Below are 26,864 nucleotides of genomic sequence, written 5' to 3'. Positions count from 1 at the left end.
TCGACAATATGAGGTGCGGTCATCGTGATGACACCTTTCGAGTGGGTTGTAGGAGATTCCTCGAAGGATCACACGGTGGCCGCGCCTACGTCTACGACGAAGCCAGCCACCGGGCTACACCACTTTATGGGGCACTACTGGACGAGGCTGCCTCCCCGCTTCGATAGAGGCGACAGTATTGTCCGCAGAGTGCCCCATGAGCGGACGGAGATGCGCGGCGGGGCCTCGGTGCATGGTGGACTATTCGAGGGCGAGTTGCAAAAAAGCCTCACACCCGGCGTGCGCCGCACCCCGTCCGCCAGCCTCCGTCCCCTCGTATCGCCCGCCCGCATCCGCGAACTCGGTACCGACGAAAGTGCGCAAGACCGCTGGCGCCTCGCCCGAGCCGAGTTCGCGCGTCTCGGACCTGAGGGCGATGAGGTCTTCCGCCGCTGAGACGACGTCGCGTGGAGCGGTCGACTCCGCGAAGGCGGTCTACAGTTGCATGGGTGGCACGGAGTGGTCGGGGTTGTCGCGCATCCATCGGAGGACGGCGGCGGGGAGCAGGCGTAGAAGAACTTCTTGAGGCTGGCGCCCTCGCGCAGTTGTTGAGGCCGACGTGCAGGTGGTGGTGCCCGAGCAGGGAGCGGTCGATGACCTGCTCTGCGACGTCGAGCAGGCCGTCGCGAAACTCCCCGTCGCCGCGGTAGATGACGGGGAACGCTGCCTCTCGGTGAAGGGTCCGTTGCCCTTGACGAGCGGACGCAAGGCCTTCATGAGATCCCAGCCGTTGACGCCGAAGACCTTGTCGAACGGCGTCTCGATGACGTCGCGACGCGGCCAGGGCGTCAGGTATTCGGCACGATCGCGGATGTAGATGAAGCGCGTCATTGTCGCCGTCGGGCGACGGGAAGCCCCACGCGCGGCTCCCGCTCTAGAGCGACCAGGCGATGCGCACGCCGTGGTCGCGCTCGATGACGTCGAAATTCTCGTCGATGGCGGTGACGATGGTGGGGTCGAGGGTGGTGGGGATGTTGCGCATGGGGGAATCTAGCGAATTCTCATCGCCGAGAAATCATGCCTTCGGGTGAGGGAGAGACTTGCGCTCTAGTGCCTTCGCACAGTTGAACGAATTCCGAGTCCTTGGCGCACGAGCCAGGTGACCGTGCCGACGAAAAGGCTGCCGATCAGACTCAGGACGGGAAGCCAAAGCCAGAACCATGGGTACCACGGCGTGTCCCATGCAAACGCGAGTCTCCGGTTGTACTCGCCCAGGTGCCAATCCGACTGGCCGTTGAGGGTATAGCCACCGTCTGGATAAGTTGCCAACGGCTCGCATTCGCGACAGATCCGGAGGAGGACCGGCGCTGTCACTCCACTTCGAAGCTGCGCGATCACATCGGCAGGATCGTCAGCTAGCATGATATCTCTCGCGTCCTGAGCGGTCATGATGCGACCTTCGCTGTACTGCAACCCGTCCCATCCGCTCCATTCGGCGTTGGCCGCGACATTTGGCTCCCAGTTCAGGCTCGCAGACTCGAGCCAGCGCCAGTCGCTCAGCGGCCTTCCATATGCCGGTATCGCGAGCTTCAGCTCCAGGTCGATCACGTGCGCAGCGACATCGGTGTCCGGCCGCTCCAACACGACGGGTGCGAAGTGGTACTCAGGTTCGCTGCTCGGGCGGACTTCTACCCAGTTGCCCCACACCCAAAGTTGAGATTCGCGATCAAAGGATGTCGGTGGCTGCGCGCTTCGAACCGCGAGGGTCGAGCTCGGAAGATGCAGGGTCCATTCGGGCAGGGTCGAACTCACCGCCGTCAAAAGAACTGCGTAGGCGCTTATGTAGATGTATCGCTCGACGCCAGAAACTCGCCACGCACCATCGTCTGATCCCCCGATTTGAAGTTCCAATCCGGACCCGACCGCTTCACCGTAGAGTTCAGGTCTAGCGGGCTCGACGTAGAGCGTTGATTCTGCGACCTCGGTTATGTTGACTCGCGCTTGGATAGTCGGCGCTACCGCGAGTGCGACGAACACGGCGATCAGCGCAAACGCGCCGGCCGTCCGCAGCCGTGGTCGCCACTTTGAGGCACCGTGTCGAGGCTGCCCGGCGAGCGAGTTCATGCCTGATGTTATCTAGCAATGCGAGTAAGTGAGCGAAAGGTAGCGAAGCCTCTTCGCAGTTCTTCTCGCGCAACCGCGAGGCGAGTTCTGGTCTGCGTTTATTGCAGGAGGACTAAGGTTCGCGGCCCCACGCTCGGTGGCCGTTGCGCTAGCCCAGCGCCGCCACCAACCCCGCCCGGCCCCCGCGGTCGGCGCCACCTCCACCAACCCGCGGTACAGCTTCACGAGCATTTCGCGGTCCACGTCGTCGGTGCGCGCGCGGTCGCAGTGCACGCTTTGGACTGCCGCCTTGAGTTGGCCGCGTCCGATTGGGTAGCCGAGTGGCGCCGCTCGACGCAAGGGGGGACCCGCCCTCCGCGATCAGCTCGCCGTCTCAGAGCGTGGTGTCGTGCGCATCGAGGGGCGGCCACGGGTCGCCGATGCGTGCGGGGGCCCGCGACTGCGCGAGGGTGGGCAGCGCGGCGAGCCCCCGCGCCTCGGCGACGGGGCGGCCGAGCGAGTCGAGCAGGGTCGCGGTGAGCACGGCGAGCCAGCGGGCCTCGTCGGCGAGCGACTCGCGGTAGCGCTCCCGCTGGTCGAGCCAGTCGATCGCGTAGGCACCATGGATCGCCTCGAGCACCGCGGGCAGCTGGGTCGGCAGCTCGGAACGCGCCGGCACCTGGAAGGGGATTCCCGCATCTCGAACGCGCCATCGGCGTCGAGAGGCGTGATGTGGCGGCAGACCGCGAGAGTCCGACACGGTGAGTGCCGCATCTCACCGCCAGCTCTCGGTCAGCGACTGAGTTCGGTCTGGCTAATCCCCGATGTGGCGTGTGCGTGGCGAAGGAACGAAGCGACAGTGCTGCGCGCCTCCCTCGCTGAGCGACAGCTCGTGCCTCGTGAGTGCTGTATTCGCTGCACGGCGACGCGCTACTGCCCCAGACGGCTTCGAGACGCCAGAGTATCCGGCAACGCCAACGTTGGAACTCAGCCGGACGGTTTCGTCTCGCGCCCGCCCGACGCATCCCACGCCTTCACAATCGCCCACGCCGTCGCCGCGATCGGCACCGACAGCACCGCGCCGACGATGCCGCCGAGGATGGTGCCGGCGCTCAGGGCGAGCAAGATCACGAGCGGGTGCAGCTTGAGGGACTGCGCCATGACGACCGGCTGCAGCAGGTTACCTTCGAGCTGGTTGACGCCGATGACGACGATGATGACGATGAGCGCCACCCACGGGTCGTTGGCGACGAGTGCGACGAGCGCGGCGAGCGCGCCCGCGACGGTTGCACCCACGATCGGCACGAACGCGGCCACGAACACGATCATGGCCAGCGGCAGCGCGAGCGGCACCTGCAGGATCGCGAGCGCGATGCCGATCGCGATGGCGTCGACGGCGGCGATGATCGCCGTGCCGCGCACATATCCGCCGAGGGTGGTGACGGCGGTGCGGCCGATGCGTTCGCCGCGCTCGTGCCCGCGACGGTCGAACGGCGTCAGCAGGAAGCGCCAGATCGCATCCCCGTCTTTGAGGAAGAAGAACAGGATCACGATGAACAGCACGAAGCCGGCCAAGAACTCGCCGACGGCGACGGCGCCCGAGAGCGCCCCGGTGCCGAACTGCGAACTCGTCACGAAATCGATCACGTCGGCGGTGAGCCCGTCGAAGTCGATCTCGTCGAGCGGCAGCGGCAGGTCCTGAACCCAACCCACCAGCTCGTCGAAACCGGACTGCGCCTGCTCCCACAGCGAATCCCACTGGCTTCGCACGGCGAACACGATCGCGGTGACGACCCCGCCGAGCACGAGCAGCGACCCGATGAGGGCGACCCACGCGGCGAGCATTGCCGGCATGCCGCGGCTGCGCATCCACGTGACGAGCGGACTGAACGCGGATGCGATGATCACCGCCAACAGCACCGGAATGACCGCGATCCGCAGCTGCACGAGCGCGAACACGACGAGAGTGGCGAGGGCGATCGTGATGAGCACCTGGAGGCTTCGTGTGCTGACGACACCGAGCCGGTCGGTCCACAGTCTGCCGACGCTCGGCACCACCTGGGTGGGCAACTCGGATTCTGTCTTGCGGCGGCGGCGCGAGAACATGGCTGACTCCTTGGATGCGCGAAAGCGCGTCGTGCGGATTCGAGCATTTCATGGACTCGCGCACGGGTCGAGTACTGCTGCCGGGGGATGTGCCGCGTGCGTCCTTCGCGTGCGGCGGGCCACCCATCCGGATGCGGTCCGCGCGCCCGTCGTCCGCACCTGTCAGACTCTCCCGGTGAGCACCGAGCCCCCGCTGACCGACCGCGAGCGTTCCCGCGCCGCGACGCTCGCCGGCATTCGCGACGCGGCGCTCATCGTGCTCGGCTACATCCCGTTCGGGCTGGCGGCCGGCGCGGCGATGGCGCAGACGGATGTCGATCCGGCGCTGTCGATCCTGTCGAGTCCGATCATCTTCGCCGGCGCCTCGCAGCTGATCGCCGTGCAGTTGCTGGGCCAGGGCGCCGGGGTCGCCCTCGTCGTGTTCACCGTGTTGATCGTCAATGCACGGCACCTCCTCTACAGCGCCTCGCTCGAGCCGCATCTTTCCGACTGGTCGCGGCCGCAGCGGCTCGGTGCGGCGTTCCTGCTCGCCGACCCGGTCTACGCGCTCGCGATCTCGCGCTTCGAGCGTCCCGGTGGGGCGGGCGCGCGCGGGGAACAGCTCGGCTACTTCTTCGGGGCGGCGCTCATGGCGCTCGTCGGTTGGAGTGCACTCATCACGGTCGGGGTGCTGCTGGGTGGGCTGGTGCCCGCCTGGGTGCCGCTCGAGCTGGCGATCCCGCTCACGTTTTTGTTGCTCGCGCTGCCGTTGATCAAAGATCGCGCCGGGTTTGTCGCCGCGGTCGTCGGGGGAGTGGTGGCGCTGCTGGCGCAGCCGCTTCCGTTCGGCGCCGGGCTCATGGTCGGCGCGTTCGCCGGTCTGCTCGCGGGCGGGCTCGTGCTCGCGCGCACGACGTCGACGGGCCGCGTGCTGCCCGTCGACGCGGCCGACGCCGACCCGGTGACGGGAGCAACGGATGCTTGACGCCCTCGCGATCCTGCTCTCGGGAGTCGCCACCTACGTCACTCGGGTGCTCTTCCTGGTGACGAAGAAGGTCCGCCCCCCGAAGCGCGCGCTGCGCTTCCTGCCGCTCGTCGGTCCGGCGGTGCTCGGCGCGATTGCGGTGCCCGGCCTGTTGGCGCCGCGCGGTGAGATCTCTCTCATCGAGACGATCCCCGCGATCGTGGCCGCGATCGTGGCGACGCTGCTCTGGCGCTGGCGCCGACAGATGGTCGTCGGCCTGGTCGGTGGCCTGATCGTGTGGTGGGGGATCGTGTTCGCGCTCGTCCAGTTCGGGCTGCGCTAAGCCTTCGCCCGGCTGGCGGCTAGGGCACCCGGTTGGCGGCGGCCGTATTGGCGAGCATCTGGTCGCGGGTCTGCCGGGTCCCGTACCCCGGGCGGTCGCGTTCAAGCCGCCACGATTCGCTGAGCGGCCCGAGGTCGACGGTGTCGAAGCCCAACTGGTCGTAGAGCGCGGCCACGAAGGCGCTCGCCTCCGGGTAATCGCTCGCCGTTCCCAGCGCGCGGCGATCCGGTGTGCCGGCCGGGCTGCCGTCGGTCGTGATCTCGGCGGAGCGGATGTTGTTGAAGCCCTTCGCGACCTTCGAGGTCGGCAGGTGCGCCTGCAGCAGCCCCGATGTGGTGGCCTCGCCGCGGTCGAGGGATTCGATGTGGCCGTCGCGCTCGAAGTAGTAGTTGTTCGTGTCGATCACGATCTTTCCGGCGAGTGGCGCGACGGGAACATCGGGGAGTGCCTTGAGTGGCACGGTCACAACGGCGACCTCAGCCGCCTCAGCCGCCTCCGTGGCGGTGGCCGCGCGTGCGTTCGGCCCGAGTTCGGTGATCAGCTCCGCGAGCGTCTCCGGACCGCGCGAGTTCGAGATGACGACCTGGTGGCCGTGCTGGATGACCGCGCGGGCGACCTGACTGCCGATGTTGCCTGCGCCGATGATTCCGAAAGTTGTCATGGTGCAAGTCAACGCGTGCGCGCCGCGCGTATTCCAGATGTCGCGAAAGTGTCGAGCAACTGAGCGTTCGCCGACAATCTGACCGCTCGGTCAAGACCTGACCGAGCGGTCAGCTACCGTCGAAACCATGGCCACTCCCGACGAGCTGCCGCGCATCGCGCTCGAACAGTTCTCGAGCGCGGGCTACGCCGCCACCTCGCTGCAGAACATCGCCGATGCGGCGGGGGTCTCCAAAGCCAGCGTGCTCTACCACTTCGCCAGCAAAGAGCAACTGCTCGGCGCCGCGCTCGCCCGCACGGTTGACGCTCTCGAAGCCATCGTCGCCTCCTTCGAGGGGCTCGACACCTCGTTGAGCGCGCGCCGCGCCTTCCTCGCCGAGTTCGTCGACTTCCTCCTCGAGCACCGACTCGGCGTGCACATCTTCGTCAACCAGGCCGACGCCCTCGAAGACGTCGCCATCATCGAACGCGCCAACGCCCTCGTCGCTCGGATCGCCGGGCACTTCGAGCGCCAAGGCGGCTCCATGGAGGAACAGGTCCGCTTCGGAATCGCGCTCGCCGGTGCCGCCTACCTGCTCGCCGCCGCCGGCCGATTCCGGCAGGGCCCCGCGCTTGATCCCGACGAGCTCCGCCCCGTTCTCACCCGCATCCTCGGCGAACTGATCGCCCGACCCGCCCGCTGACCGGAGACCACACCCTTGGCTACCCTTCTGTTCCGACTCGGCCGCTTCGCCTACCGTCGCGCCCTCCTCGTGATCACCGCCTGGCTCATCGCCACGGCGGCGGCCCTCGGCGGCGGTCTGCTACTCGGCGGCACCCTCCAGGACTCCTACGAGATCCCCGGCACCGAGTCGCAGGAGGCGATCGACCTGCTGGCGGCCGTGTTCCCGCAGACCGCGGGGGCGAGCGCTCAGATCGTGGTGCACGATCCGGACGGCGGGGTCATCGAGACGACCGTCTCCGACCAGATCGAGACCCTCGTCGACGAACTCAACGACATCGACGGGGTCGAACAGGCCGTCTCACCGTTCAGTGAGTTCGCGAACGAGGCCATCAGCGACGACGGCGACACCGTGCTCGTGCAGGTGCAGTTCAGCGGATCGATGGAAGAGATCGCCGGATCGACCCTCGACGACCTGCGCGCGGCGACCGAAGCGCTCCAGGATGACGGCTTCCAGGTGGCCTACGGCGGCAACGTTTTCGAGTCGTTCAGCTTCGGGCTGACGATCATCGAACTGGTGGGCGTCGCCTTCGCCGCCCTCGTGCTCATCGTCACCTTCGGCTCCTTCGTCGCCGCCGGGCTCCCGCTGCTCTCGGCGTTCCTCGGCCTCGGCGTCTCCCTCGGCGGCGTGCTCGTCGTCGCCGGATTCACGACCATCTCCACCACGACCCCGATGCTCGCCCTCATGATCGGGCTCGCGGTCGGCATCGACTACGCCCTGTTCATCCTCAACCGGCATCGACAGCAACTCGCCACCGGCATGGATGCGGAAGAGTCCGCCGCGACCTCCGTCGCCACCGCGGGCGGCTCGGTCGTGTTCGCGGCGATCACCGTCGTCATCGCGCTCGCCGGTCTGCTGGTGGTCGGCATCCCGTTCCTCGGCACCATGGGTGTCGCGGCGGCCGGCTCGGTCGTCACGGCAATGCTCGCCGCGCTGACCCTGCTGCCCGCGCTCATGGGCCTGCTGAAGCACCGCCTCGCGCCCCGCGCCAGCTCCAGGGCCGCGGCGAGGGCGCGCGCGGAGCTCGCCGAGTCGGCGGGGGAGGCCGTGCCGGCGCACAAGCCCACGCTGGGGGAGCGCTGGGTCGGCCTCGTCGTCAAGGCGCCGATCGTGGCGATCCTCGCCGTCGTCGGGGTGCTCGGTACTCTCGCGATTCCCGCCTTCTCGCTACAGCTCGCGCTGCCGAGCGGCGCCACGCAGGCCGAAGGCACCGACACCCGCGAGTCCTACGACCTGATCGCGGCCGAGTTCGGCGAGGGCCAGAACGGGCCGCTCATCGTGACGGTCGACATCACCCAGACCACCGAGATCTTCGAGCAGTTGGAGGCGATCTCCGACGAGATCGCCGAGCTCGACGGCGTCGCCTCCGCGAGCGACGGCGTTCCGAACGAGACCCTCGACACCGGCATCATTCAGGTGGTTCCCGAGACCGGTCCGGCGGATGCCGAAACGACCGCCCTCGTGCAGGAGATCCGCGCCCTCGCTCCCGAACTCGAGGAGCGCTACGACACCGAGATCTCCGTCACCGGCACGACGGCCGTGCAGATCGACATCTCGCAACGGCTCGACTCGGCGCTGCTCCCGTTCGGCATCATCGTCGTCGGCCTGTCGATCGTGCTGCTCACCGCGGTCTTCCGCTCCATCCTGGTGCCGATCAAGGCGGCCCTCGGCTACCTGCTCTCGCTGCTGGCCGGAATGGGTGCGAGCGTCGCGGTCTTCCAGTGGGGCTGGGGTGCCGAGCTCCTGCATGCCGAGGCGGGACCGATCCTGAGCTTCATGCCGGTGCTGCTGATGGCGATCCTGTTCGGCCTCGCCATGGACTACGAGTTGTTCCTCGTCTCCGGCATGCGCGAGTCGTACGTGCACCAGACCGTGGGCAAGACGCTCAGCGCGCGGGAGGAAAACCGGATTGCGCGCGACTCGGTCGTGCGCGGATTCGCGGGGGCGGCGCGCGTCGTCACCGCCGCGGCGCTCATCATGTTCTTCGTCTTCGCCGCGTTCGTGCCCGAAGGCAGTGACGTCATCAAGGTGATCGCGCTCGGACTTGCCGTCGGCATCGCGGCGGATGCGTTCCTCATTCGCATGACGCTCGTGCCCGCCGTGATGGCGCTCGCTGGCCGCTGGGCGTGGAAGATCCCGCGCTGGCTCGACCGCATCCTGCCCGATCTGGATGTCGAAGGCGCCGGTCTCGCCCAGCACCGCGAGGCGAGCGAGTGGGCGCACGAGCGGCTGGCCGCGGGCGACGCCGTCACGCTCGACGCGCTCACCCTCGGCACCGAGCGCGAGGCGGTCGGCCCGTTCCGGCTCGCCGTGCCGCTTGGCGCGATCGCGCTGCTCGACACCGACCGTGTGGATGCCGCCGAGCGTCGCCTGCTCGCGGCCACCATCGCGGGCCGCATCCCGCCGCTCGCCGGTCGCGCCCAGGTGCTCGGGCATCCGCTGCCCTCCGAGTCGTCGCGGGCCGCGCGTCGCGTCGCCCTGGGCGATCTCGACGGACCGGGCCGGGCCGGCGTCGGTGCCGAACTCGGCGTGCTGCTGGCCGAACGCATTCGCGTCACCGGTTCGCTCGCGCGTTCCGTGCGCGCCCACCAGATCACCGCCGCGCGCATCGCCCGGCTGAACGCGACGCTGCGCGAGCTCGGGCTGCGTGGCGACCTCACCGCCTCGACGGCGCTTGCCGAGCTACCGCAACTCGACCGCGCCCTCGCCCTGGCGACGGTCGCACTCGCGGAGGACACGCCGCTCGTGATCCTCGACGCGGTGAGCGCCTTCGGCGATCCGGAGGACGCGGCCGTGTTCATCCGCGGTCTCGACCGGCTGGCGCCCGCGACGACGACGGTCATCGTCGGGGTTCCGGGCCTCGCCGTCGCCCCGAGCGCGGCGCGCCGCATGATTACCACCGTTTCTGTTGCCGCGATCGAAGGAGTTGCGCGATGAGCGCCCTGGTTCCCGTCTCGGCCTCGCGCCGCATCCGCTCGTGGCGCATCGCCGCCGTCGTCGCGGTGGTGCTGGTTCCGCTCGCCTTCGCCGGACTCTTCCTCGCCTCGATCGGCGATCCGGCGACGGGCCTGGAGCGTGTGCCCGTCGCGATCGTGAACGACGACGAAGCGATCATCCAGACCGGGGATGACGGGGAGGAGCAGTACATCCTCGCCGGGCGCCAGCTGGTGACCGAGCTGACCGGCTCCGACTCGCCCGCCGACCTCGACTGGCAGCTGACGAACGATGCCGACGCGGCCGCGATGCTCGCCGCGGGAGAGGTCTACGCGGTGCTGACCGTGCCGGCGGACTTCTCCGAGTCGATCCTCTCCACGGGCGGCGACGACCCGCAGCAGGCCTCGATCGAGATCCGCACCGACGACGCCCACTCCTACGTCTCCGGGGCCGTCGCCTCGGCCCTCGGCGAGGGAATGGTGCGCGCCTTCGGCAGCGAGATCACCGAACAGTTCATCGTCGGCGTGTTCGACGAGGTCGGCAACTCGCTGACCGAGGCGGCGGATGCGGCGCAGCAGTTGGCCGACGGCGCCGCCGAGGCGGCCTCGGGGGCGGTCGAGTTCGCCGACGGCGTCGGCTCCTACACCGGCGGTGTTGCGTCGCTTGCGAGCGGTGCCCGCGAGCTCGATGCGGGCGCGGGCGACCTCGATTCGCTCGTGGCGGGAACCCGCGAGTACACCGCGGGCGTCGCGCAGCTCTCGGAGCAGATCGCGGCGACCGCGACTGCGTTGCAGTCTGACCCCACCAACCCGACGTTGCTCGGCACGCTCGCCTACCTCTCGGCGCTTCTCGAGGAGGCGGCCGACGGCGGAAGCGACCTCGCGGCCGGCACCTCCAGCGCGGTCAGCGGCATCCAGGGTGGAATCTCGGAGTTGGCCTCGGGGGCAACGGCGCTCGCCAACAACGGCACGCCCTTGGCGACGGGGGCCGACGAGCTCGCCGACGGCATCGGCGAGCTCGCGACCGGTTCCGAAGAGTTCGCGACCGGACTCGATGAGGGCGCCGAGGCGTTCGTGGGGGAGGAGGGCTCCACCGAGGCGCTCGCGGCGGTCGCGGCCGACCCGGTCGGCTACGCGCTCACCACCGACAATCAGGTCGACGACGCGATGCAGGCGATCGCCACCCCGCTCGTGCCGCTCGCGCTCTGGATTGGGGCGATCGTGAGCTTCCTCGCGCTGGCGCCGCTCACGCGCGGCATGCTGGGCTCCTCCGCCGCATCCGGTCGCCTGCTGGCGACGACGCTCGTGCGCGCCGCCGCGGTCACCGGCGCGCAGGCGGTGCTGTTGGTCGGGTTGCTGCACCTCGTCGCCGGCGTTTCCTGGGCGCTGCTTCCGGCGACGCTCGTGTTCTCGTTGCTCGCAGCCGCGGCCTTCACCGCGTTCCACGCGGCGCTCACGATCGCGTTCGGCCGGCCCGGCCTGATCGGCTCGTTCCTCGTGCTCGCGGTGCAGCTCGCCGCGCTCGGCGTCGTGCCGACGGAGGCGCTCGCGGCGCCGTTCGCGGCGGTCAGCCCGTACCTGCCGCTCACCTGGGCGACGACGGGACTGCAGCAGATCATCGCGAGCGGTGCGGCGTCGACGGTCATCGGAATGGCGGTGGCGTTGCTCGCCTTCGGCGCGCTGAGTGTCGCCGCCGCAGCACTCGCGCTCGGCCGCACGCGCCGCGCCGCGGCGCTCGGGCTGCTCCCCGCGAGCGCGTAGGCTGCGGCGCTCGCGCCGTAGTCTGGATGCAACAAGAACGAGGGTGGATACGGCATTTATGAGCGACGAGGCGACGGTCGAGCAGGGCGAGATGGTTCGACTTGAGGGCGGGACGTTTCGGATGGGATCTGAGGCGCACTACCCGGAGGAAGGTCCCGTGGTCGAGGCCACGGTGAAGCCCTTCGAGATCGATCGCTATGCGGTGACGAACCGCCAGTTCGCGGCGTTCGTCGCCGACACCGGCTACGTCACGGTCGCCGAGCGGCCGCTGGACCCGTCCGACTTCCCGGGCGCCGACCTGGCGAGTCTCGAGCCCGGATCGCTCGTCTTCACGCCCACCGTCGGCCCCGTCGACCTGCGCAACTGGCGCCAATGGTGGCGCTGGGTTCCCGGGGCGTCGTGGCGGCATCCGCAGGGGCCCGACAGCACGATTGACGAGCGGCTCGACCACCCAGTGGTGCAGGTGGCCTACCCCGACGCCGCGAGCTACGCGGCCTGGGCGGGCAAGCGCCTCCCAACGGAGGCGGAGTGGGAGTTCGCCGCGCGCGGCGGGCTCGACGGGGCGACCTTCGCCTGGGGCGAAGAGGCGAACCAGCGCGAAGAGCCGTTCGCGAACACCTGGCAGGGGCGCTTTCCGTACCTCAACACGGGCGCGCGTGGCTGGGTCGGCACGGCGCCGGTCGGGTCGTTCCCGCCGAACGGCTTCGGGCTGTACGAGATGACCGGCAACACCTGGGAGTGGACGGCGGATGCGTGGGAGGACACCCACTTGGCGCCAGCGCCGACGTGTGGCTGCAGCCCGAGCGCGGAGCCGGTGAGCGACAGCCCCGACCCGCGCTCCCGACGCGTCACGAAGGGCGGCTCGCACCTGTGCGCCCCCGAGTACTGCCTGCGCTACCGGCCCGCCGCGCGCTCGGCGCAGACCGAGGACTCGTCGACGACGCACCTCGGCTTCCGCTGCGCGCGCTGATTCGCGTCGCCGGTGGGCGATTCGGCCGGTGCCCGCCGCCGTGGCCCTGATCCACGGGGCGGGCACCGCCTTTGCTCTGCGGGACCGAGAACTGGGCTCGATTCCCGGCTAGATTCCTCACACCCCTGAGTCGGAATCCCATGCCGCGAGACCCAGGGTCCCGCAGAGTTCTTCGGGCGTCAGACCTTTCCGAGCAGGAAAGACCAACGCAAGTCGTGTCGATTGCGCGCAGGCGATCAGGCGCGGCATGTCGCGCGCCGTGCTCTCGGCGACGGTCGCCGTGAATTCACCCGACTCCCAGTACACCGCGCACATTTCGGTCGGTGAGGTCGCGAAGTAACGGTCGGCGACCAAGAGGGACTGACCCGCGCCGCGGGCGTCGATGACCTGCACTGATCGGGACGACAGGTCGGGGGCCTCGTAGCACCATGCCGTGGTGGCAGTGTCGTAGTACACCTGCGCGACTCCGACGGCGCCCACGGTGAGGCCTGCCGCCGCAACGGCGGCGACGGCGAGCGCGAGGAGCCGGCGTCGGCGGCCGGGAAGCGGGAGGCCGAGGAGGGTGCTCTCGGTGCGCCCGGCCGCGAGCACGCGAGCTCGCACCGGGGCCAACTGGCTGCGGATCTCGTCGTCGTTCGGCAGGGGGGTCATGATGCGCTCTCCGCTTCCAGCGCGGTGCGCTGGCGCCGCAGGCGTTCGCGGCTGCGCTGAACGCGTTTGGTGACGTTGCTCACGGTGATGCCGAGTTCTGCGGCCGCCTCGCGGTAGGTGCGGCCCTCGTACAGGCACAGCTCGACGACGCGCCGGTCGGTCGCGCTGAGTCCATTGATCGCCTCGAAGACCCACTCGAGTTCTTCGATGCTGGCGAGGTGTTCACGGTGGATCGACTCGGCGCCGCGGTTGGCGATGTGCTCATCGAGCGGGAGCGAGTCGTGTTTGGCCATGACGCGGCGAAGGTTCTGGGCGTGGTAGCGACACGTGACGATGAGCCAGGGCAGCATCGACGCGTCGACCAGTCGGATGTCGGACAGTTTCTTCCACGCCGTCACGAACGTCTCTTGAACGAGTTCTTGAGCGCTCACCACGTCGTGGGTCTGTGCGTAGGCGAAACGGTACACAGCGATGGAATGCCGGTCGAAGAGATCGCCGAACGCCCGATCATCGCGCGCGAGCGCACGGTTGATCAGGTCGACGTCGGGGTCCACGTCTTCACCTCCACCTAAGTACTGTCGCTCGCGTCTCGAATCTGACAGCCCTGAAGAAAATTCTGTGACAAGGATCGCAGATTCTTGACCATTCATCAGTCATTCGCACATTCGATTGAATAATTATGCGGGGCGGTCCCGCACGAATCGACCCCGGGGCGGGAAACCACAGTCGATTCATAGAAAACTGCGGTTGGGTTGCCGCATGACATCCGTTGCCCCGGCCTTGCGACACCCCGACGGCTCACCCGTTCGCGCCCTCGTCGTCGACGACGAGGCGAGCCTGGGCGATCTCATGCGCATGGCACTGCGCGCCGAAGGGTGGGAGGCGCGGGCCGTCGAAGACGGACACGCGGCGTTGCGCATCGCTCGCGAATTCAACCCCGACGTGATCGTCCTTGACGTGATGATGCCGGGCATCGACGGACTCCAGGTGCTGCAGCGGCTCCGTGCGGCAGGAAACGACGCGCCCGTGCTGTTTCTCACGGCGAAGGACGGCGTCGACGACCGGATCGCGGGACTCACCGCGGGCGGCGACGACTACGTGACGAAGCCCTTCAGCCTCGAAGAGGTCGTCGCCCGCCTCCGTGGTCTCGTGCGCCGCACCATGCTGGGCGCGACGGTCGACAGCGGCCCCGAGATCCGCGTCGGCGACCTCGTGCTCAACGAAGAGAGCTACGAGGTGCGACGCGGCGACGTGTCGGTCGACCTGACCGCCACCGAGTTCGAGTTGCTGCGCTTCCTGATGCGCAATCCGCGCCGCGTGCTCAGCCGCGAACAGATCCTCGACCGGGTCTGGAGCTATGACTTCGGCGGCAAGTCGAGCGTCGTCGAGCTCTACATCTCCTACCTCCGCAAGAAGATCGACGTACTGGGCGAGCCCATGATCCACACCGTCCGCTCGGTCGGCTACGTCTTGAAGCCGACCTCGTGACGACGCGTCGCCCCTGGTCGTTGCGGCGTCGGCTCGTCGCCGGCATCCTGGCGTTGATCGTCACGCTCGGCGTCGCGATCGGTGCCGTCAGCACCGCGGTGCTGCAGAACAGTCTCCTCGACCGTCTCGACCGTCAGCTCGACGCGTCGGTCGGGCGATCGGGTGCCGTCCTGGTGCGGCCCGGCGGTCTCGGCGATCGCGACGACGCGCCACCCGTGGGCGGATTCGTGCTCGGCGAAGCGGCGGGGGCGATCGGTGCGCTCGTCGTCGATGGCGTGTTCGTGCAGGCCGGCTACCTCACCGAGACGGGCGAAGAGCAGTCGCTCACGAGCGCCCAGCGACTCGCGCTCGTCTCCGTCCCCGTCGACGGTGAGCCCACCACCGTCGACCTCGGCGACGGGCTCGGCCGGTACCGCGTCATCGCCCAACCGCTGAACTCGACCTCCTCGGTGATCGTGGCGCTCTCGCTCGACGACATCGACGAGACGGTCACCCAGCTCGCCATCACCATCGCCTTCGTCACCGCGCTGGCGCTCGGGGCGGCCGCGGCCCTGGGCACCGTGGTCGTGCGGATCGCCCTGCGACCCCTCGACCGAGTCGTCGTCACGGCGACGCGCGTCTCCGAACTCCCGCTCGACGAGGGCGAGGTTCAGCTCGCCGAACGCGTGCCCGAATCCGCGACCGCGCCGGGAACCGAGGTGGGCCGCGTCGGGGCCGCGCTCAACCGGCTGCTCGGCCGCGTCGAGACCGCGCTGACGGCGCGTCAGGCCAGCGAAGACAAGTTGCGCCGCTTCGTCGCGGATGCCTCCCACGAACTGCGCACACCCCTGGCCTCGATCCGCGGCTACTCCGAGTTCGTGCGCACCAAGGCACCGGATCTGGATCCCGACTTCGCCCGCTCGCTCGAGCGCATCGACTCCGAGTCGCAGCGCATGACCTCGCTCGTCGAAGACATGCTTCTGCTGGCTCGACTCGACTCGGGGCCCGCACTGCACAGCGATCCCGTCGACCTGTCACGGCTGCTGGTCGATGCGGTGAGTGATGCGCACGCCGCCGGATCGGGCCACCAGTGGGAGCTTGTGCTTCCCGAGGAGCCGGTGACCGTGCCGGGTGACGCGGGACGACTGCACCAGGTGGTCGCCAACCTCCTGGCCAACGCGCGCATCCACACTCCGGAGGGCACGCACGTTCGAACCTCGGTCGAGGCGGATGACGAGTTCGCGCGCGTGCGCATCGCCGATGACGGCCCCGGAATTCCGGAGGCGATTCTGCCGACCCTGTTCGAGCGTTTCGTGCGCGGAGACGACTCCCGGGCGCGCGCGCGGATGTCGACCGCCCCGGGCGGCAGCACGGGCCTCGGGCTCGCCATCGTGCGCGCGATCACCGAAAGCCACGGCGGCAGTGTGACGGTGACCAGTTCGCCGGGCAGCACCGAATTCGTCGTCGAGCTGCCGCTCGCGTCCCGCTAGTCGGTGTCGGGCGAGGCCGCGGGCTTGCGAGCGCGGCGCGAGCGCGGCGCGGCCTTCGCCGGCGGCTCAGGTTCGGCCGCGGGCGCCTCGCGCTTGCGCACGCTGCGCTGGCTACCCTCGACCTTCACCTCGGCGATCTCGTCGTGCGCGAGCACGAAGTCGGTGAAGGTCTTGAACCCGAGCAGCTTCTCATTGAACGACGGGTTCATTCGCTTGATCTGCGACTTGACGGCCGAGGGGTTCAGCCATTCGACGTCCTTGGCGTGGCCGAGTTCGAGCGCCCGGTCGAGCAGGCGGGCGGCGGCGGCGGCGCTCAGCTCGCGAGATTCGCTCTCTCCGTCGGTCTCACTCGTCGGCTTCTCGGTCTCGGGCTCCGCGGCCTTCGCCTCAGGGCTGTCGGCATCGGCGGCCGGCTCTGACTTGTTCGCCGACTTCCCGCCGCGACGACGAGCGGGCGCCGCGGGCGCGGCCGGGGCCTTTTCGATCCCCGGAATCGCGTCGTACATCTCGTACTCGTCGCACGCGGCGATGAGCGCCGGACTCGTGCCGCCGGTGACACCGATGCCGATGACGAACCGGCCGAGCCGCTTGCAGCGCTGCGCGAGAGCGATGTAGTCCGAGTCGCCCGCGACGATCACCACGTGCGTCAGGTCGGGAAGTCGGAACAGATCCTCCAGCACATCGACCGAGAGTCGGATGTCTCCGCCGTTCTTGCCGGCCTTCGTGGTCTGAAACATCTGGGTCAGGTCGACGGCGCGGTCAACGAGCTGGCTCCGATAGCTCGCGTTGGCGGGAACCGACCAATCGGCGTAGGCGCGGCTCAGCGCGACGGTGCCGAAGCTCGAGGCGTAGTCGAGGATGGCGCCGACGTCGACGGTGGCGGAGGCGAGTTTGCCGCTCAGCTCGCCCTTCTCGCCGGGCCGCGCATCGCGGGCGTTCTCGTTGCGCCACGCCCCCTTGCCGTGGAGCTGGTCGAATCGCGAGATGACGATGTTGTCGAAGTCGATGTAGACCGCGACGCGCGGATCAGTGGGGGAAGCCATGGCCCCAGTCTCGCCGCTTCCGGGTCGCTATGCGACCCCGACCCACAGACCGTGTCGCGCGCGCGTCATGGCGACGTACAGTTCACGGCGCTGGAACTCGCGCGTTTCGGCGCTGCCATCGTCTCCGTCGGAGTCCGAGGGGTGATCCAGCAGCTCCCCAGGCGCCTGCACGACGATGACCTCGGTGAACTCGAGACCCTTGGCCCTCTTGATCGTGCCGACATGGACGGCGTCGGGATGCGCATCCAGCTCCTGCAGGTCTTGCGTGCGGATGCCGGCCGACTCGAGCACCATGACCGCCGCGCGGCTGTTCCACCGTGTGAGGGCGAGCACCGCGATGTCGCTCGGACGCAGGTGATCGTCGGAGGCCAGCAGGTCGCGGATGTGGCTGATGAAGGAGGCGTCGTGCTCGGCGCGCGAGGGAAACACCCGGAGCACGGGCGCCGGTCCGCGTTTCGCGAGCGCGGGAAGCTCGAGGGGCCCCGTGGTGAGAGCGCCCTCGATGTCGAGATACTCGTCGCCTTCGATCAACTCGTGCGCCGCCGAGAGGACCTCGGAGGAGTTGCGGTAGTTGGTCGCCAGCACGACGCCGCGGCCGGCGATGGCGACACCGGCCTCCGCGAGCGTGTACCCGCCCGGGTAGAGCGTCTGCTGACCGTCGCCGACGAGGTGCAGCCCGTCCGGGCGGTCGCCGACGAGTGTGTGCAGCATGCGGATCATGGCGCACGAGAGGTCTTGCGCCTCATCGACGATGACGGCGCCGAAGTCGGTGTTCGGCGTCTCGCGCAACGATTGCTCGGCGTTCAATACGAGGTCTTCGAAGTCGACAATGCCGTGGCGGTGGAGCGCGGCCTCGTAGGCGAGGGCCAGCTCCCACACCTCGCGGCGCAGTTCCGGCCCCAGCGCCCGCCGACGGCCGGCGCGCGCCAGCGCCGCGTACTCCTCCCAGACGCGCAGTCCGCGCCCCTTGATCACGTAGACGAGCTCGTCACGCCAATAGGCGGGATCGGCATCGGCGCGCGCGAGCGCCCCCGTGGCGCCGACCTCGGCCCACGCTTCGTGGAACGCCTGCCGTGCGAGCTTCCCGTCGAGTCGGGGCCGCTGGCCGCGTGCGACGAGCAACCGATACGCGAACGAGTGAACGCTCGAGAACTCGACGCGGTCGGCGACATCGGGCGCCAGCTCTCGGAATTGCGCGGCGAGCACGTGGGGGAGCGTTGTGACGTAGCTGGTGACCAGCACGCGCTCACCGGTTGTCCGCGCCAGGTACGCCGCGCGATGCAGGGCGACAAGCGTCTTGCCCGTGCCGGTCGCTCCCCGAATGCGGCTCGGGCCCGAGAAGCTCCGGCGAATGGCGCGGGCCTGCACCGGATCCAGCAATCCCACCTGCGGCACCGCCGGACGCAGGTGAACCCCGGCCAGCAGATCCTCGAGCACCTGGTTGGGGGGCAGGCGCTGCTCGAGCTGCTGGCCGGGGCCGCTGGGGGAATCGGCTCCAGGAACCGACGACGACACGCCGCGCGTGTCGGTCTGAGCCCGGACGACGGGGATGGGCCCGGTCGTCAGGGAAGGGAAGAGCGCTTCGAGTTCGGTCCGCACGCGGGCGACGTCGGCGGCGTCGAGGCGATGGGGCAGGCGCGCGATCGTGCGCAGCGCCAGCGCTTCGTTGCCCAGGATCCGCACTCCGAACAGCGACTCGTCCAGGTCGGGACCGTCGGAACAGACGAGGAGGGCGCGCACCGATGTCGCCGGCACGCCGAACTCGGCGAACTGCTCCTGGAGGACGTAGAGCAGGTCGCCCGTTGTCGCGACGTGCTCCGTCACCTCCTCGTCGTCGTGCCACACAGCCTCGGCGCTGACTGTCGTGGAACGCCACGGCTCGAGATCGATGACGACGATCCCGCCGGGGCCAACCAGAATGGCATCCACATTCGCGACGGTTCGCGCCGGCCAGCGGCGGTGGGTGAGAAGCGTCCAGCCGAGCGGCTCGAACTCGAGCAGCGCGTCGGTGAGGCGCGTTGCCGGCGACGTCGCGCTGCCGAAGGCGCGTGAGATCTGCGCCGCGACGCCCGCGAAACGCGCGCGTTCGTCGAGGCTGAGCGTGTTGCGCGCCGTATCGACGGCAGATTGATTCCCCGCTGCCACGGTGTTCCCCCTTGTGTCCGGATGCGGGAGCCCCCCGGCTTGCATCCGTGCACCCCAGCATGGCGCGACCTGTCTACCCCCGCAATCCGCGCGTTCGGGGGGCACCGTTTCTCAGCGTGCACACAGACCGTCCACGCACCTCGCATAGCGGCACGCGGCTGACTGTGTTTATGAGCACGAACGATGACACCCGACCCGACCGACCCGACGCCTCCCGGCTCGGCGGGCCGAGCCCCGCGGATCTTCGGTTCCATCGCGGCGTCCTCCGACAGCTCATCGGCGCGATCGCGACCTTGGCTCTGATTGGCGGGCTCTCCGCCGGCGGGGTCGCGGCCGCCGCATCCGCGTCGACGACATCCAGCACGGTGCAAGAGCGGGATGTCGTCGACGCGGAGCTCACGAGCACCCTCGAAGCCGTGCTCGCGGATCTCGATGCCGCGCAGCTCGCGGTGCTCACCGACGCCGCGACGGGGATTCGCCTGGGCGATCTCAGCGCGGGTCAACGCATCCAGATCCTGACCCTGTTCCGGGCGGTGCTGAGCGACGACGCGTACTCGCACCTGCTCGCGATGATGAACGCCGACGACGCGCTCGACGCGGCGGCCGGTGGCGGAACCGCGTGGAGTTCCGACGAGTACACCGTCACCGTCTTGTTCGATGACGCGACCGGCAGTGTCTTCCTCCAGCTCTCGGGAACGCAACTGGCGATTTCGGTCGTCGTCGCGGAGGACACGATCTTCGTCGAGCCGGAGGTGCTCGGCGGCTGATTCCAGGAACTCCTGCCGAGCGCCCTAGGCTGTCGGCATGGCCGCACGCATCGAGAAGATCGATCTCCCCGGGATCGGCACCCGACACGACCTCGTGACGGAGTCGGGAAGCCGCATCGGGGTCGTCTCCCAGCGCTCGGGAGAGCGCCAGCTCGCGATCTTCGACGGCACCGATCCGGATGCGGCGCTCGGCACCGTGGACCTCACCGAGGCGGAGGCGGTTGGCCTCGCCGACATCCTCGGCGCCTCCGTGATGCTCGGCCAGCTGGCCGCGATCTCGACCCAGGTGGCGGGCCTGTTCACCGAACAGCTGCCGCTGCCGATGACCTCGCCCTTCGCGGGCGGCGTCCTCGGGGACACTCAGGCGCGCACGCGCACCAAGACCTCGATCGTGGCGATCATTCGCGGCTCCGACATCATCCCGTCGCCGACGCCCGACACCGCGCTCAAGGGCGGGGACACCATCATCGCGGTGGGAACCCGCGCAGGGTTGGAAGAACTCGCACGATTGCTCGACCGCGGCGCAGAGTAAGGCTCCGAAGTGCACGAGTCGACCCTGCTCTTGATCGAAATCGGGGCGCTCCTGCTCGGACTCAGCGTGCTGGGGCGCGTCGCCAACCGCTTCGGGTTCTCGGCGATCCCGTTGTATCTGCTCGTCGGGCTCGCGCTCGGTGACGGCGGACTGCTGCCGATTCATGCGGGGGAGGACTTCCTCGAGATCGGCAGCGAACTCGGCGTCATCTTGCTGCTGCTGATGCTGGGGCTGGAGTACACCGCGCCCGAGCTCGTCGCGAGCCTCAAGCAGGCGCGCACCGCCGGGCTTCTGGATCTTGTGATGAATGCCGCGCCGGGTGCGATCCTGGCGTTCCTTCTCGGCTGGGGTCCGCTCGCGGCGCTCGCGCTGGCGGGGGCGACCTGGATCTCCTCCTCAGGGGTCATCGCCAAGGTGTTGCGCGACCTTCGACGACTGAGCAACCGCGAGACGCCGGTGATCCTGTCGGTGCTCGTCATCGAAGACCTCGCGATGGCGTTCTACCTGCCCGTGCTGTCGGCGCTCGTGATCGGTGCCGGGGTGGTCGCGGGCGCGACGGCGCTCGTCATCGCGGTCGTGGTCGTGATCGTGATCCTGTTCGCCGCGCTGCGTCACGGGCGCAAGATCTCCTCGGCGTTCTCGTCCACGCACTCCGAGTCGCTGCTGCTCGGGGTTCTCGGCCTCACGATGCTCGTGGCGGGCCTCGCGCAGCAGGTGAATGTCTCGGCCGCGGTCGGCGCCTTCCTGGTCGGCATCGCGATCTCCGGACAGGTGGCCGAGCGAGCCGAAGAGGTGCTCTCGCCCCTGCGCGACCTGTTCGCCGCGATCTTCTTCGTCTTCTTCGGGCTGTCGACCGACCCCGCCGAAATTCTTCCTTTGCTGCCGATCGCGGCGCTGCTCGCCGTCGTGACGATGGCCACCAAGGTCTTCAGCGGTTACCGTGGTGCGGCGATGGCGGGAATTGGCACGCTGGGGCGCTGGCGCACCGGGTTCGCGCTCGTGCCGCGCGGCGAGTTCTCGATCGTGATCGCCAGTCTTGCCGTGAGCGCGGGGGTCGAGCCGCGGCTCGCACCGTTGGTTGCCGCCTACGTGCTGATCACCGTGATCGCGGGTCCGCTGCTGGCGCGCGTGCCGGATGCGGGCTGGTTCCGTCGTCGTGTCGCCCCGACGCCGACGGCGCCGCAGACGGCCGCGTCGGGAGGCTAGCAGCGTGCGCGAATTCGCTAGGCTGTGGCTATGAAGGTCTTCTGGTTCGTGGTGTCTTTTGCGCTGTTTCTCGGCTCGTTCGCCCTCTTCGGCTACGCATTCCTCGGTCAGGAGCTCTTCGCGTCGCTCGGGATGCCCGGCTTCCCGTTCGAGGCCTCGCTCTTCATCCTCGGCGTGATCGTCTCGTCGATCGCGTTCGCGATCCCGTTCCATCTGCTCGAGAAGTTCGACTGAGCTGAGTCGCTGGACGCGGTCAGGCGGCCGCGTCGAGGACGCGCGTCGTGAAGGCGTGCAGTCGCGTCGTGAGCGTCGCTGAGCGACGCGCGATCAGCACCTCGGGTTCCGGCTGCAGTTCGTAGGGCGGCGGCGCGATCCGGATCAGGATCGAGCACGCCAGATCGGCGCAGATGTAGGTTCCGATGGTGTTCCCCGCGCGTCCGGCGTCGCCCGCGCGCGCCGCCGAGAACATGGCGACCTGCCCGGAGGGCTGTGCCGTGGTGCACAGCGAACACATCGCCGATCCCACGCGTCCGCGGTTCTCGGCCGCGCGGAGGACCAGACCGATCGGCCTGTCGTCGCGCCAGACGACCAGGTACCCGCGCTGCGGGGCGTTGTGGTCGCGCCAGCCGAGGTATTCGCGCTCGCCCCACACCACTTCGTGCAGGCCCGGCATCGGGACTCGCTCGATCTCGCCTCGCGTGGCATTGACGAACGAGGCGCGGATCTCGGATGCGGTCAGCGGCTTCATGTGCCTTCCACCCTAGGCGGCTCCTCGCGCGTGCGCGCGGTGTCGCGGGGTCAGCCTCCACCCAGTTGGCGTGGGGAAGATATGCATCGCCGCGCGATCGTGGCAACGTGAGCGCTGTACGCATCGATTCGGAAGGATCTGACCCATGCTGACCACCATCGGCGCCTTCTCCAGTTTCTCGGTCGACGACCTCGATGAGGCGCTCCGGTTCTACCGCGATCGGCTCGGGCTCGCGATCGTCGCAACGTCGATGGGGCTCGAACTGACGCTCCCCGGTGGGGGATCCGTCTTCATCTACGACAAGGGCGAGCAGCACGCCGCCGCGGGCTTCACGGTGCTGAACCTCGTGGTCGTAGACATGGACGCGGCCGTCGCCGAACTTTCCGCCGCCGGAGTCGAGCTGCTGCGCTATCCGGACTTCCCGGGTCAAGGCGAGGACGGCGTCGCTCGTTCGGACTCGCCCGAGGACGGTCCGACGATCGCCTGGATCGCCGACCCGGCGGGCAACATCGTCGGGATCATCGAGGAGCGCGAGTGACGGAGGGCCCGGGCACGGAGCGCCCGCGGCGCGGGCGGCGCTCGTCGCGCGCCCCGATTCGCGCGATGCGACCGTTCCTCGAGCCGCGCTACCGCATCCTCGCCGTGGCGCTGGTGCTGTCACTTGCAGGCACGGGCGTGTGGCTCGTCGCGTCGGTGTTCCAGATTCGCGAACTGGGCGGCGGCCCCGTCGACCTGTCCTATGTGGCGACGGCGAACGCGATCGGCCTGCTGCTGGCCGTGCTGTTCGGCGGCGCGGTCGCCGACCTGATCCCGCAGCAGCGCATCCTGCTGACGATCGAGCTCACCAAGGCTCTCGTGGCGGGCGCGATCGCGGCGCTGGCGCTGACCGGCACGCTGCAGATCTGGCACCTGGCGGTGGTCGGATTCGTGCTCGGCGTCGCGGACGGCTTTTTCTATCCGGCGTACTCGGCGCTGCTTCCCGCGATCCTTCCCGCCGATGATCTGCTCGCGGCGAACGGCGTCGAGGGCACGCTGCGACCCACGATCATGCAGGCGGCGGGACCGGCGCTGGCCGGTGCCGTGATCGCGGCGGCATCGCCCGCGCTCGCCTTCGTCGTGGTCGCGGCCGCGCAGTTCGCGGGAGCCCTCGTGCTGACGCGCCTGAAGCCGACGCCGCTGCGACGCCCCGAACCGCAACCCGGCGACGAGCTGGCCCTGGCTGTCGACGCCGCCGCGCCTCCGTCCGCGCGCAGCGCCGCGGGGAGCCTGCTGAGAGACATCGCCGAGGGCTTCCGTTACATGGTGCGCACCCCGTGGCTGCTGGCCACCCTCGTCTTTGCCTCGCTGCTCGTGCTGGTCATCATGGGGCCGATCGAGGTGCTGCTGCCCTTCGCCGTGACCGATCAGACCGGGGGTGGGGCCGGCGCCTTCGCGCTCGTGCTCGCCGCCTTCGGCATTGGCAGCGCGATCGCCTCGCTCGTCGTCGCCTCACTGCCGCTGCCGCGGCGCTATCTGACGGTGATGAACCTGGCGTGGGGTCTCAGCTGTCTGCCGCTCGTCGTGATCGGGTTCACCGACCAGCTCTGGCTCATGGTGATCGCCGTGTTCATCGTCGGCGCCGGGTTCTCGGTCGGCCAGGTCATCTGGGGCACGCTGCTGCAGCGCCGCGTCCCGCCGGAGCTGCTCGGACGGATCTCGAGCCTCGACTTCTTCGTGTCGTTGCTGTTCATGCCGGTGTCGATGGCGATCGCCGGACCGATCGGCGAGTGGATCGGCTTCGGGCCCGCGTTCCTGATCGCCGGCCTCGTCCCGGCCGTGCTCGCGGTGCTCGTGATCGTGCTGGCGAAGCTCCCGGCCGACGAGCGTCGCAACCCACTCGACGCGACGGGCGACGCACAGGACGAGGGCATGACGGGCCTCGGGGCGAGCGAACTGCTCTCCCGAGACCCGGGGCCGGCGAGCGGGGACTGAGCCCGCGCGACTCGGGTTGAATGGGGGGATGCATACGCACCTCCTCGCCGACCTGCGGTCCGATCTTGCGGCGGCGTCGTTCCGTGTCGATACCTTGCGCGAGCTGTGGGGGCCGGCGGCGGATGCGGCGCTCGGCCGCGGCGACCGCGTGCCGGCGGCGCGCGCGCTCGAATCGCGCTCCGACCCGGCGGCGGTGCTCGCGCGACTGTTCGTGCTCGGTCTCGATGCCGGTGCGGACGAGGTGGCGGCCGCGCTGCCGAGGCTCGGGCTCGACGGCGCCCTCGACGCGGGACTGCTCGGTGCTCGCGAGGATCACTACCGGGCAACGCTCGACCTGCGCCCCTACGACGTGATCGATGCGCGGGGCACCGCGTGGTGGTGGCTCGCGAGCGATCTGGGGGAGATCGCGACCGGGGCGGCGCTGCGACCGGACCACGTGCTGGGCGTGGGCGGGGCCTCCTCGACCCTCGCCGGGCTTCAGCTGCCCGGGCGCGTCGGTCGTGCGCTGGACCTCGGGACCGGCAGTGGGATTCAGGCGCTGCACCTCGCGCGCGAAGCCGAGGAGGTGGTCGCGACCGACATCTCGACGCGTGCGCTCGAGTTCGCCGCGATGACCGCGGGGCTGAACGAGGTGGCGCTCGATCTGCGTCTGGGCAGTCTGTTCGAGCCGGTGGCGGGGGAGCGGTTCGACCGGATTGTGTCGAACCCGCCCTTCGTCATCACGCCGCGGCGGGTCGGGGTTCCCGAGTACGAGTACCGCGACGGCGGACGCGTGGGAGACGCGCTGCTCGCCGAGGTCATCGCCGGACTGCCCGAGCACCTCGCTCCGGGCGGCGTCGCGCAACTTCTCGGCAACTGGGAGTACGGCACGCGCGACGGGCTCGAACGCGCCGCGGAGTGGGCCGAGGATGCGGGGCTCGAATACTGGCTCATTGAACGCGAGACCCAGGATCCCGCAGCCTACGCCGAGACCTGGATCCGTGACGGCGGCACCCGCCCCGGTCATCCCGACTACGAGCATTTGGTGGGGGCGTGGCTCGATGACTTCGACGCGCGCGGCGTCACGGCGATCGGGTTCGGCTACCTCCTGCTGCGGGCTCCGCGCGCGCGGGGCGGCACGGACGGGGACGCCCGGCCGATGGCCCGCACCGAGCGCCTCGACGCGACGCTCGGTGACGCCGCGGCCAGCCTCGGCGGGCACCTCGCCGAGGCCCTCGCCGCGCACGACACCCTGGCGACACTCGACGACGACGCGCTCGCGCAACGGCACCTCGCGGTCGCGCCCGACGTCACGGAAGAACGGCACTACTGGCCGGGAGACGAGCATCCGACGGTGATGACCCTGCGTCAGGGCGGCGGATTCCGGCGCGAATTCCGTGTCGGCACCGCGCTCGCCGCCGTCGTCGGCGCCTGCGACGGGGAGTTGTCGCTCGGCAGCATCCTGGTGGCGGTTGCCGCGCTGCTTGAGGTCGACGAACAGGCGCTGCGGGCCGAGATACTCCCGGAAGTGCGGGAGCTGATCCTCGGAGGTCTGCTACGGATTCCCGCATCCGACATCTCGTGACCACACCGTTATCCCGCACTCAGCCCGATTACAGCGCGCACCCAGACGCGATTCGTAGCCTTGTCCCCGAAAGGACGGACATGGGACTCTTCGAACGGCTGTTCGGCAGCGATGAGCAGTCGGCGGGATCCGGGATCTCCTCGCGTCGATCGACGCCCAGCGCCGACGAGCGCGCCATCGAGCGCTACCGCTACCTGGTTCGCACGGCGCCGCCGGAGACCATCGAACAGGTGCATGTCGAGGCCTTCGGCAAGCTCACCGATGAGCAGCGTGCCGTCATCTACGAAGAGCTCAGCCGGGGTGCGGGAACGGGCGAACGACCCCTCTCCAGCGAGCCCGCGACGCTCGCCCGCGCGGCGACGCGCGCCGAGATGCGTTCCCCCGGTTCCCTGGAGCGCACGCTGACCGCCCCGCGTTCTGGGTCGAGCTTCGCCGCCAATGTGACGAGCGCGCTGCTCGGCACCGTGGCCGGCTACGTGATCGGCTCGGCTCTGGTGAGTGCGTTTCTCCCGTGGGACGCCGCCTACGACTCCGAGGCGAGCTCCGGTCTCGACGCCGCCGAGACCGACACCGACACCGACACCGGCACCGACTTCGGCGACTTCGGCGGGTTCGACTTCTAGATGTATCCGGCTAGGACGTTGGTGACACTCGGCTGATCGGCGGGAGCCCATCGAGGGCTGAGTGGCGTCGTTGAGTGTTGTAGTAGTTCAGCCATGGCGCAAGTGCTTGCTGACGCTCAAGGTTCGAGGAGAACACC

At 69.3% G+C, this 26,864-nt stretch carries 27 protein-coding genes; 16 read left to right on the top strand and 11 right to left on the bottom strand.

Annotation, left to right across the window (positions count from 1 at the left end):
• Positions 1-474: 474 nt before the first annotated feature.
• The 4 genes from QZ258_RS05390 to QZ258_RS05375 form a co-directional block, all read right to left on the bottom strand.
• Positions 475-870, bottom strand: a complete 396-nt coding sequence (locus QZ258_RS05390; protein WP_294179662.1) for a DNA polymerase beta superfamily protein — start codon at positions 868-870, stop codon at positions 475-477.
• A gap of 216 nt (positions 871-1,086) precedes the next feature.
• Positions 1,087-2,103, bottom strand: a complete 1,017-nt coding sequence (locus tag QZ258_RS05385) for a hypothetical protein (protein ID WP_294179661.1) — start codon at positions 2,101-2,103, stop codon at positions 1,087-1,089.
• 373 nt (positions 2,104-2,476) lie between these two features.
• Positions 2,477-2,761 carry a DUF6596 domain-containing protein gene (locus QZ258_RS05380; RefSeq protein ID WP_294179660.1) on the bottom strand — a complete coding sequence of 95 codons (285 nt, stop codon included), beginning with the start codon at positions 2,759-2,761 and terminating at the stop codon, positions 2,477-2,479.
• Positions 2,762-3,069: 308 nt separating this feature from the next.
• Positions 3,070-4,188, bottom strand: a complete 1,119-nt coding sequence (locus tag QZ258_RS05375; protein ID WP_294179659.1) for an AI-2E family transporter — start codon at positions 4,186-4,188, stop codon at positions 3,070-3,072.
• A 175-nt stretch (positions 4,189-4,363) separates the two neighbouring features.
• Between QZ258_RS05375 and QZ258_RS05370 the strand changes: the two genes are divergently transcribed.
• Both QZ258_RS05370 and QZ258_RS05365 read left to right on the top strand, forming a co-directional pair.
• Positions 4,364-5,152, top strand: a complete 789-nt coding sequence (locus QZ258_RS05370) for an AzlC family ABC transporter permease (RefSeq protein WP_294179658.1) — start codon at positions 4,364-4,366, stop codon at positions 5,150-5,152.
• A complete protein-coding gene (locus QZ258_RS05365; protein ID WP_294179657.1) occupies positions 5,145-5,474 on the top strand; it encodes an AzlD domain-containing protein in 330 nt (109 codons plus the stop codon). Before QZ258_RS05370 ends, QZ258_RS05365 begins: the two co-directional genes overlap by 8 nt.
• A 19-nt stretch (positions 5,475-5,493) precedes the next feature.
• Here the strand turns inward: QZ258_RS05365 and QZ258_RS05360 are convergent, their stop codons facing one another.
• Positions 5,494-6,174 carry an NADPH-dependent F420 reductase gene (locus QZ258_RS05360; RefSeq protein WP_294179664.1) on the bottom strand — a complete coding sequence of 227 codons (681 nt, stop codon included), beginning with the start codon at positions 6,172-6,174 and terminating at the stop codon, positions 5,494-5,496.
• An 88-nt stretch (positions 6,175-6,262) separates the two neighbouring features.
• Between QZ258_RS05360 and QZ258_RS05355 the strand changes: the two genes are divergently transcribed.
• The 4 genes from QZ258_RS05355 to QZ258_RS05340 all read left to right on the top strand — a co-directional run bounded on the left by QZ258_RS05355 (position 6,263) and on the right by QZ258_RS05340 (position 12,520).
• Complete coding sequence (locus QZ258_RS05355) at positions 6,263-6,817, top strand: TetR/AcrR family transcriptional regulator (RefSeq protein WP_294179656.1); 555 nt, start codon at positions 6,263-6,265, stop codon at positions 6,815-6,817.
• A 15-nt stretch (positions 6,818-6,832) separates the two neighbouring features.
• The gene (locus QZ258_RS05350) at positions 6,833-9,793 is read left to right on the top strand and encodes an MMPL family transporter (protein ID WP_294179655.1); all 2,961 of its coding nucleotides are present in this window, start codon (positions 6,833-6,835) and stop codon (positions 9,791-9,793) included.
• Positions 9,790-11,550 carry a YhgE/Pip family protein gene (locus QZ258_RS05345; RefSeq protein ID WP_294179654.1) on the top strand — a complete coding sequence of 587 codons (1,761 nt, stop codon included), beginning with the start codon at positions 9,790-9,792 and terminating at the stop codon, positions 11,548-11,550. Before QZ258_RS05350 ends, QZ258_RS05345 begins: the two co-directional genes overlap by 4 nt.
• A gap of 91 nt (positions 11,551-11,641) precedes the next feature.
• Positions 11,642-12,520: a formylglycine-generating enzyme family protein gene (locus QZ258_RS05340; RefSeq protein WP_294179663.1), complete on the top strand. Its 879-nt coding sequence runs from the start codon at positions 11,642-11,644 to the stop codon at positions 12,518-12,520.
• A gap of 117 nt (positions 12,521-12,637) precedes the next feature.
• Here QZ258_RS05340 and QZ258_RS05335 read toward each other — a convergent pair whose 3' ends face one another.
• Complete coding sequence (locus QZ258_RS05335; protein WP_294179653.1) at positions 12,638-13,171, bottom strand: hypothetical protein; 534 nt, start codon at positions 13,169-13,171, stop codon at positions 12,638-12,640.
• Positions 13,168-13,725 carry an RNA polymerase sigma factor gene (locus QZ258_RS05330; protein WP_294179652.1) on the bottom strand — a complete coding sequence of 186 codons (558 nt, stop codon included), beginning with the start codon at positions 13,723-13,725 and terminating at the stop codon, positions 13,168-13,170. Before QZ258_RS05330 ends, QZ258_RS05335 begins: the two co-directional genes overlap by 4 nt.
• Positions 13,726-13,930: 205 nt before the next feature.
• Here QZ258_RS05330 and QZ258_RS05325 point away from each other — a divergent pair, with 205 nt between their 5' ends.
• Both QZ258_RS05325 and QZ258_RS05320 read left to right on the top strand, forming a co-directional pair.
• Positions 13,931-14,659, top strand: coding sequence for a response regulator transcription factor (locus tag QZ258_RS05325; RefSeq protein WP_294179651.1), 729 nt, complete (start codon positions 13,931-13,933; stop codon positions 14,657-14,659).
• Complete coding sequence (locus QZ258_RS05320; RefSeq protein WP_294179650.1) at positions 14,656-16,128, top strand: cell wall metabolism sensor histidine kinase WalK; 1,473 nt, start codon at positions 14,656-14,658, stop codon at positions 16,126-16,128. Before QZ258_RS05325 ends, QZ258_RS05320 begins: the two co-directional genes overlap by 4 nt.
• On the opposite strand, the gene QZ258_RS05315 is transcribed toward QZ258_RS05320, so the two are convergent.
• Together QZ258_RS05315 and QZ258_RS05310 are read right to left on the bottom strand one after the other, a co-directional pair.
• The gene (locus QZ258_RS05315; protein ID WP_294179649.1) at positions 16,125-17,171 is read right to left on the bottom strand and encodes an NYN domain-containing protein; all 1,047 of its coding nucleotides are present in this window, start codon (positions 17,169-17,171) and stop codon (positions 16,125-16,127) included. The two genes, QZ258_RS05320 and QZ258_RS05315, sit on opposite strands and share 4 nt — an antisense overlap.
• 27 nt (positions 17,172-17,198) lie before the next feature.
• Entirely contained in the window at positions 17,199-19,316 is a 2,118-nt protein-coding gene (locus QZ258_RS05310; protein ID WP_294179648.1) for a nuclease-related domain-containing DEAD/DEAH box helicase, read from the bottom strand.
• 170 nt (positions 19,317-19,486) lie between these two features.
• On the opposite strand from QZ258_RS05310, the gene QZ258_RS05305 reads away from it, so the two are divergent.
• From QZ258_RS05305 to QZ258_RS05290, 4 genes are read left to right on the top strand one after another with little or no spacing between them, the layout of a single operon-like run.
• Complete coding sequence (locus QZ258_RS05305) at positions 19,487-20,083, top strand: DUF3500 domain-containing protein (protein WP_294179647.1); 597 nt, start codon at positions 19,487-19,489, stop codon at positions 20,081-20,083.
• 37 nt (positions 20,084-20,120) lie between these two features.
• On the top strand, positions 20,121-20,615 hold the full coding sequence (locus QZ258_RS05300; RefSeq protein ID WP_294179646.1) for a cation:proton antiporter regulatory subunit: 495 nt from the start codon (positions 20,121-20,123) through the stop codon (positions 20,613-20,615).
• 9 nt (positions 20,616-20,624) lie between these two features.
• Positions 20,625-21,821 carry a cation:proton antiporter gene (locus QZ258_RS05295; RefSeq protein WP_294179645.1) on the top strand — a complete coding sequence of 399 codons (1,197 nt, stop codon included), beginning with the start codon at positions 20,625-20,627 and terminating at the stop codon, positions 21,819-21,821.
• A 30-nt stretch (positions 21,822-21,851) separates the two neighbouring features.
• Entirely contained in the window at positions 21,852-22,055 is a 204-nt protein-coding gene (locus QZ258_RS05290; protein ID WP_294179644.1) for a hypothetical protein, read from the top strand.
• Positions 22,056-22,074: 19 nt separating this feature from the next.
• Here the strand turns inward: QZ258_RS05290 and QZ258_RS05285 are convergent, their stop codons facing one another.
• The gene (locus tag QZ258_RS05285; protein WP_294179643.1) at positions 22,075-22,569 is read right to left on the bottom strand and encodes an FBP domain-containing protein; all 495 of its coding nucleotides are present in this window, start codon (positions 22,567-22,569) and stop codon (positions 22,075-22,077) included.
• Positions 22,570-22,714: 145 nt separating this feature from the next.
• Between QZ258_RS05285 and QZ258_RS05280 the strand changes: the two genes are divergently transcribed.
• From QZ258_RS05280 to QZ258_RS05265, 4 genes are all read left to right on the top strand, one after another.
• The gene (locus QZ258_RS05280) at positions 22,715-23,107 is read left to right on the top strand and encodes a VOC family protein (RefSeq protein WP_294179642.1); all 393 of its coding nucleotides are present in this window, start codon (positions 22,715-22,717) and stop codon (positions 23,105-23,107) included.
• Positions 23,104-24,540, top strand: coding sequence for an MFS transporter (locus tag QZ258_RS05275; protein WP_294179641.1), 1,437 nt, complete (start codon positions 23,104-23,106; stop codon positions 24,538-24,540). Before QZ258_RS05280 ends, QZ258_RS05275 begins: the two co-directional genes overlap by 4 nt.
• Before the next feature lie 28 nt (positions 24,541-24,568).
• On the top strand, positions 24,569-26,104 hold the full coding sequence (locus QZ258_RS05270; protein ID WP_294179640.1) for a methyltransferase: 1,536 nt from the start codon (positions 24,569-24,571) through the stop codon (positions 26,102-26,104).
• A gap of 80 nt (positions 26,105-26,184) precedes the next feature.
• Complete coding sequence (locus QZ258_RS05265) at positions 26,185-26,727, top strand: hypothetical protein (RefSeq protein ID WP_294179639.1); 543 nt, start codon at positions 26,185-26,187, stop codon at positions 26,725-26,727.
• Positions 26,728-26,737: 10 nt separating this feature from the next.
• On the opposite strand, the gene QZ258_RS05260 is transcribed toward QZ258_RS05265, so the two are convergent.
• A partial coding sequence (locus QZ258_RS05260) for an integrase core domain-containing protein (protein ID WP_294178878.1) occupies positions 26,738-26,864 on the bottom strand: 127 nt, incomplete at its 5' end.

The sequence above is a fragment of the uncultured Schumannella sp. genome (assembly GCF_905479755.1).
In the GTDB taxonomy this organism is placed as follows: domain Bacteria; phylum Actinomycetota; class Actinomycetes; order Actinomycetales; family Microbacteriaceae; genus DCRR01.
The sequence above is the reverse complement of the archived record's forward strand: the minus strand, read 5'-3'. Positions and strand labels throughout refer to the sequence as shown.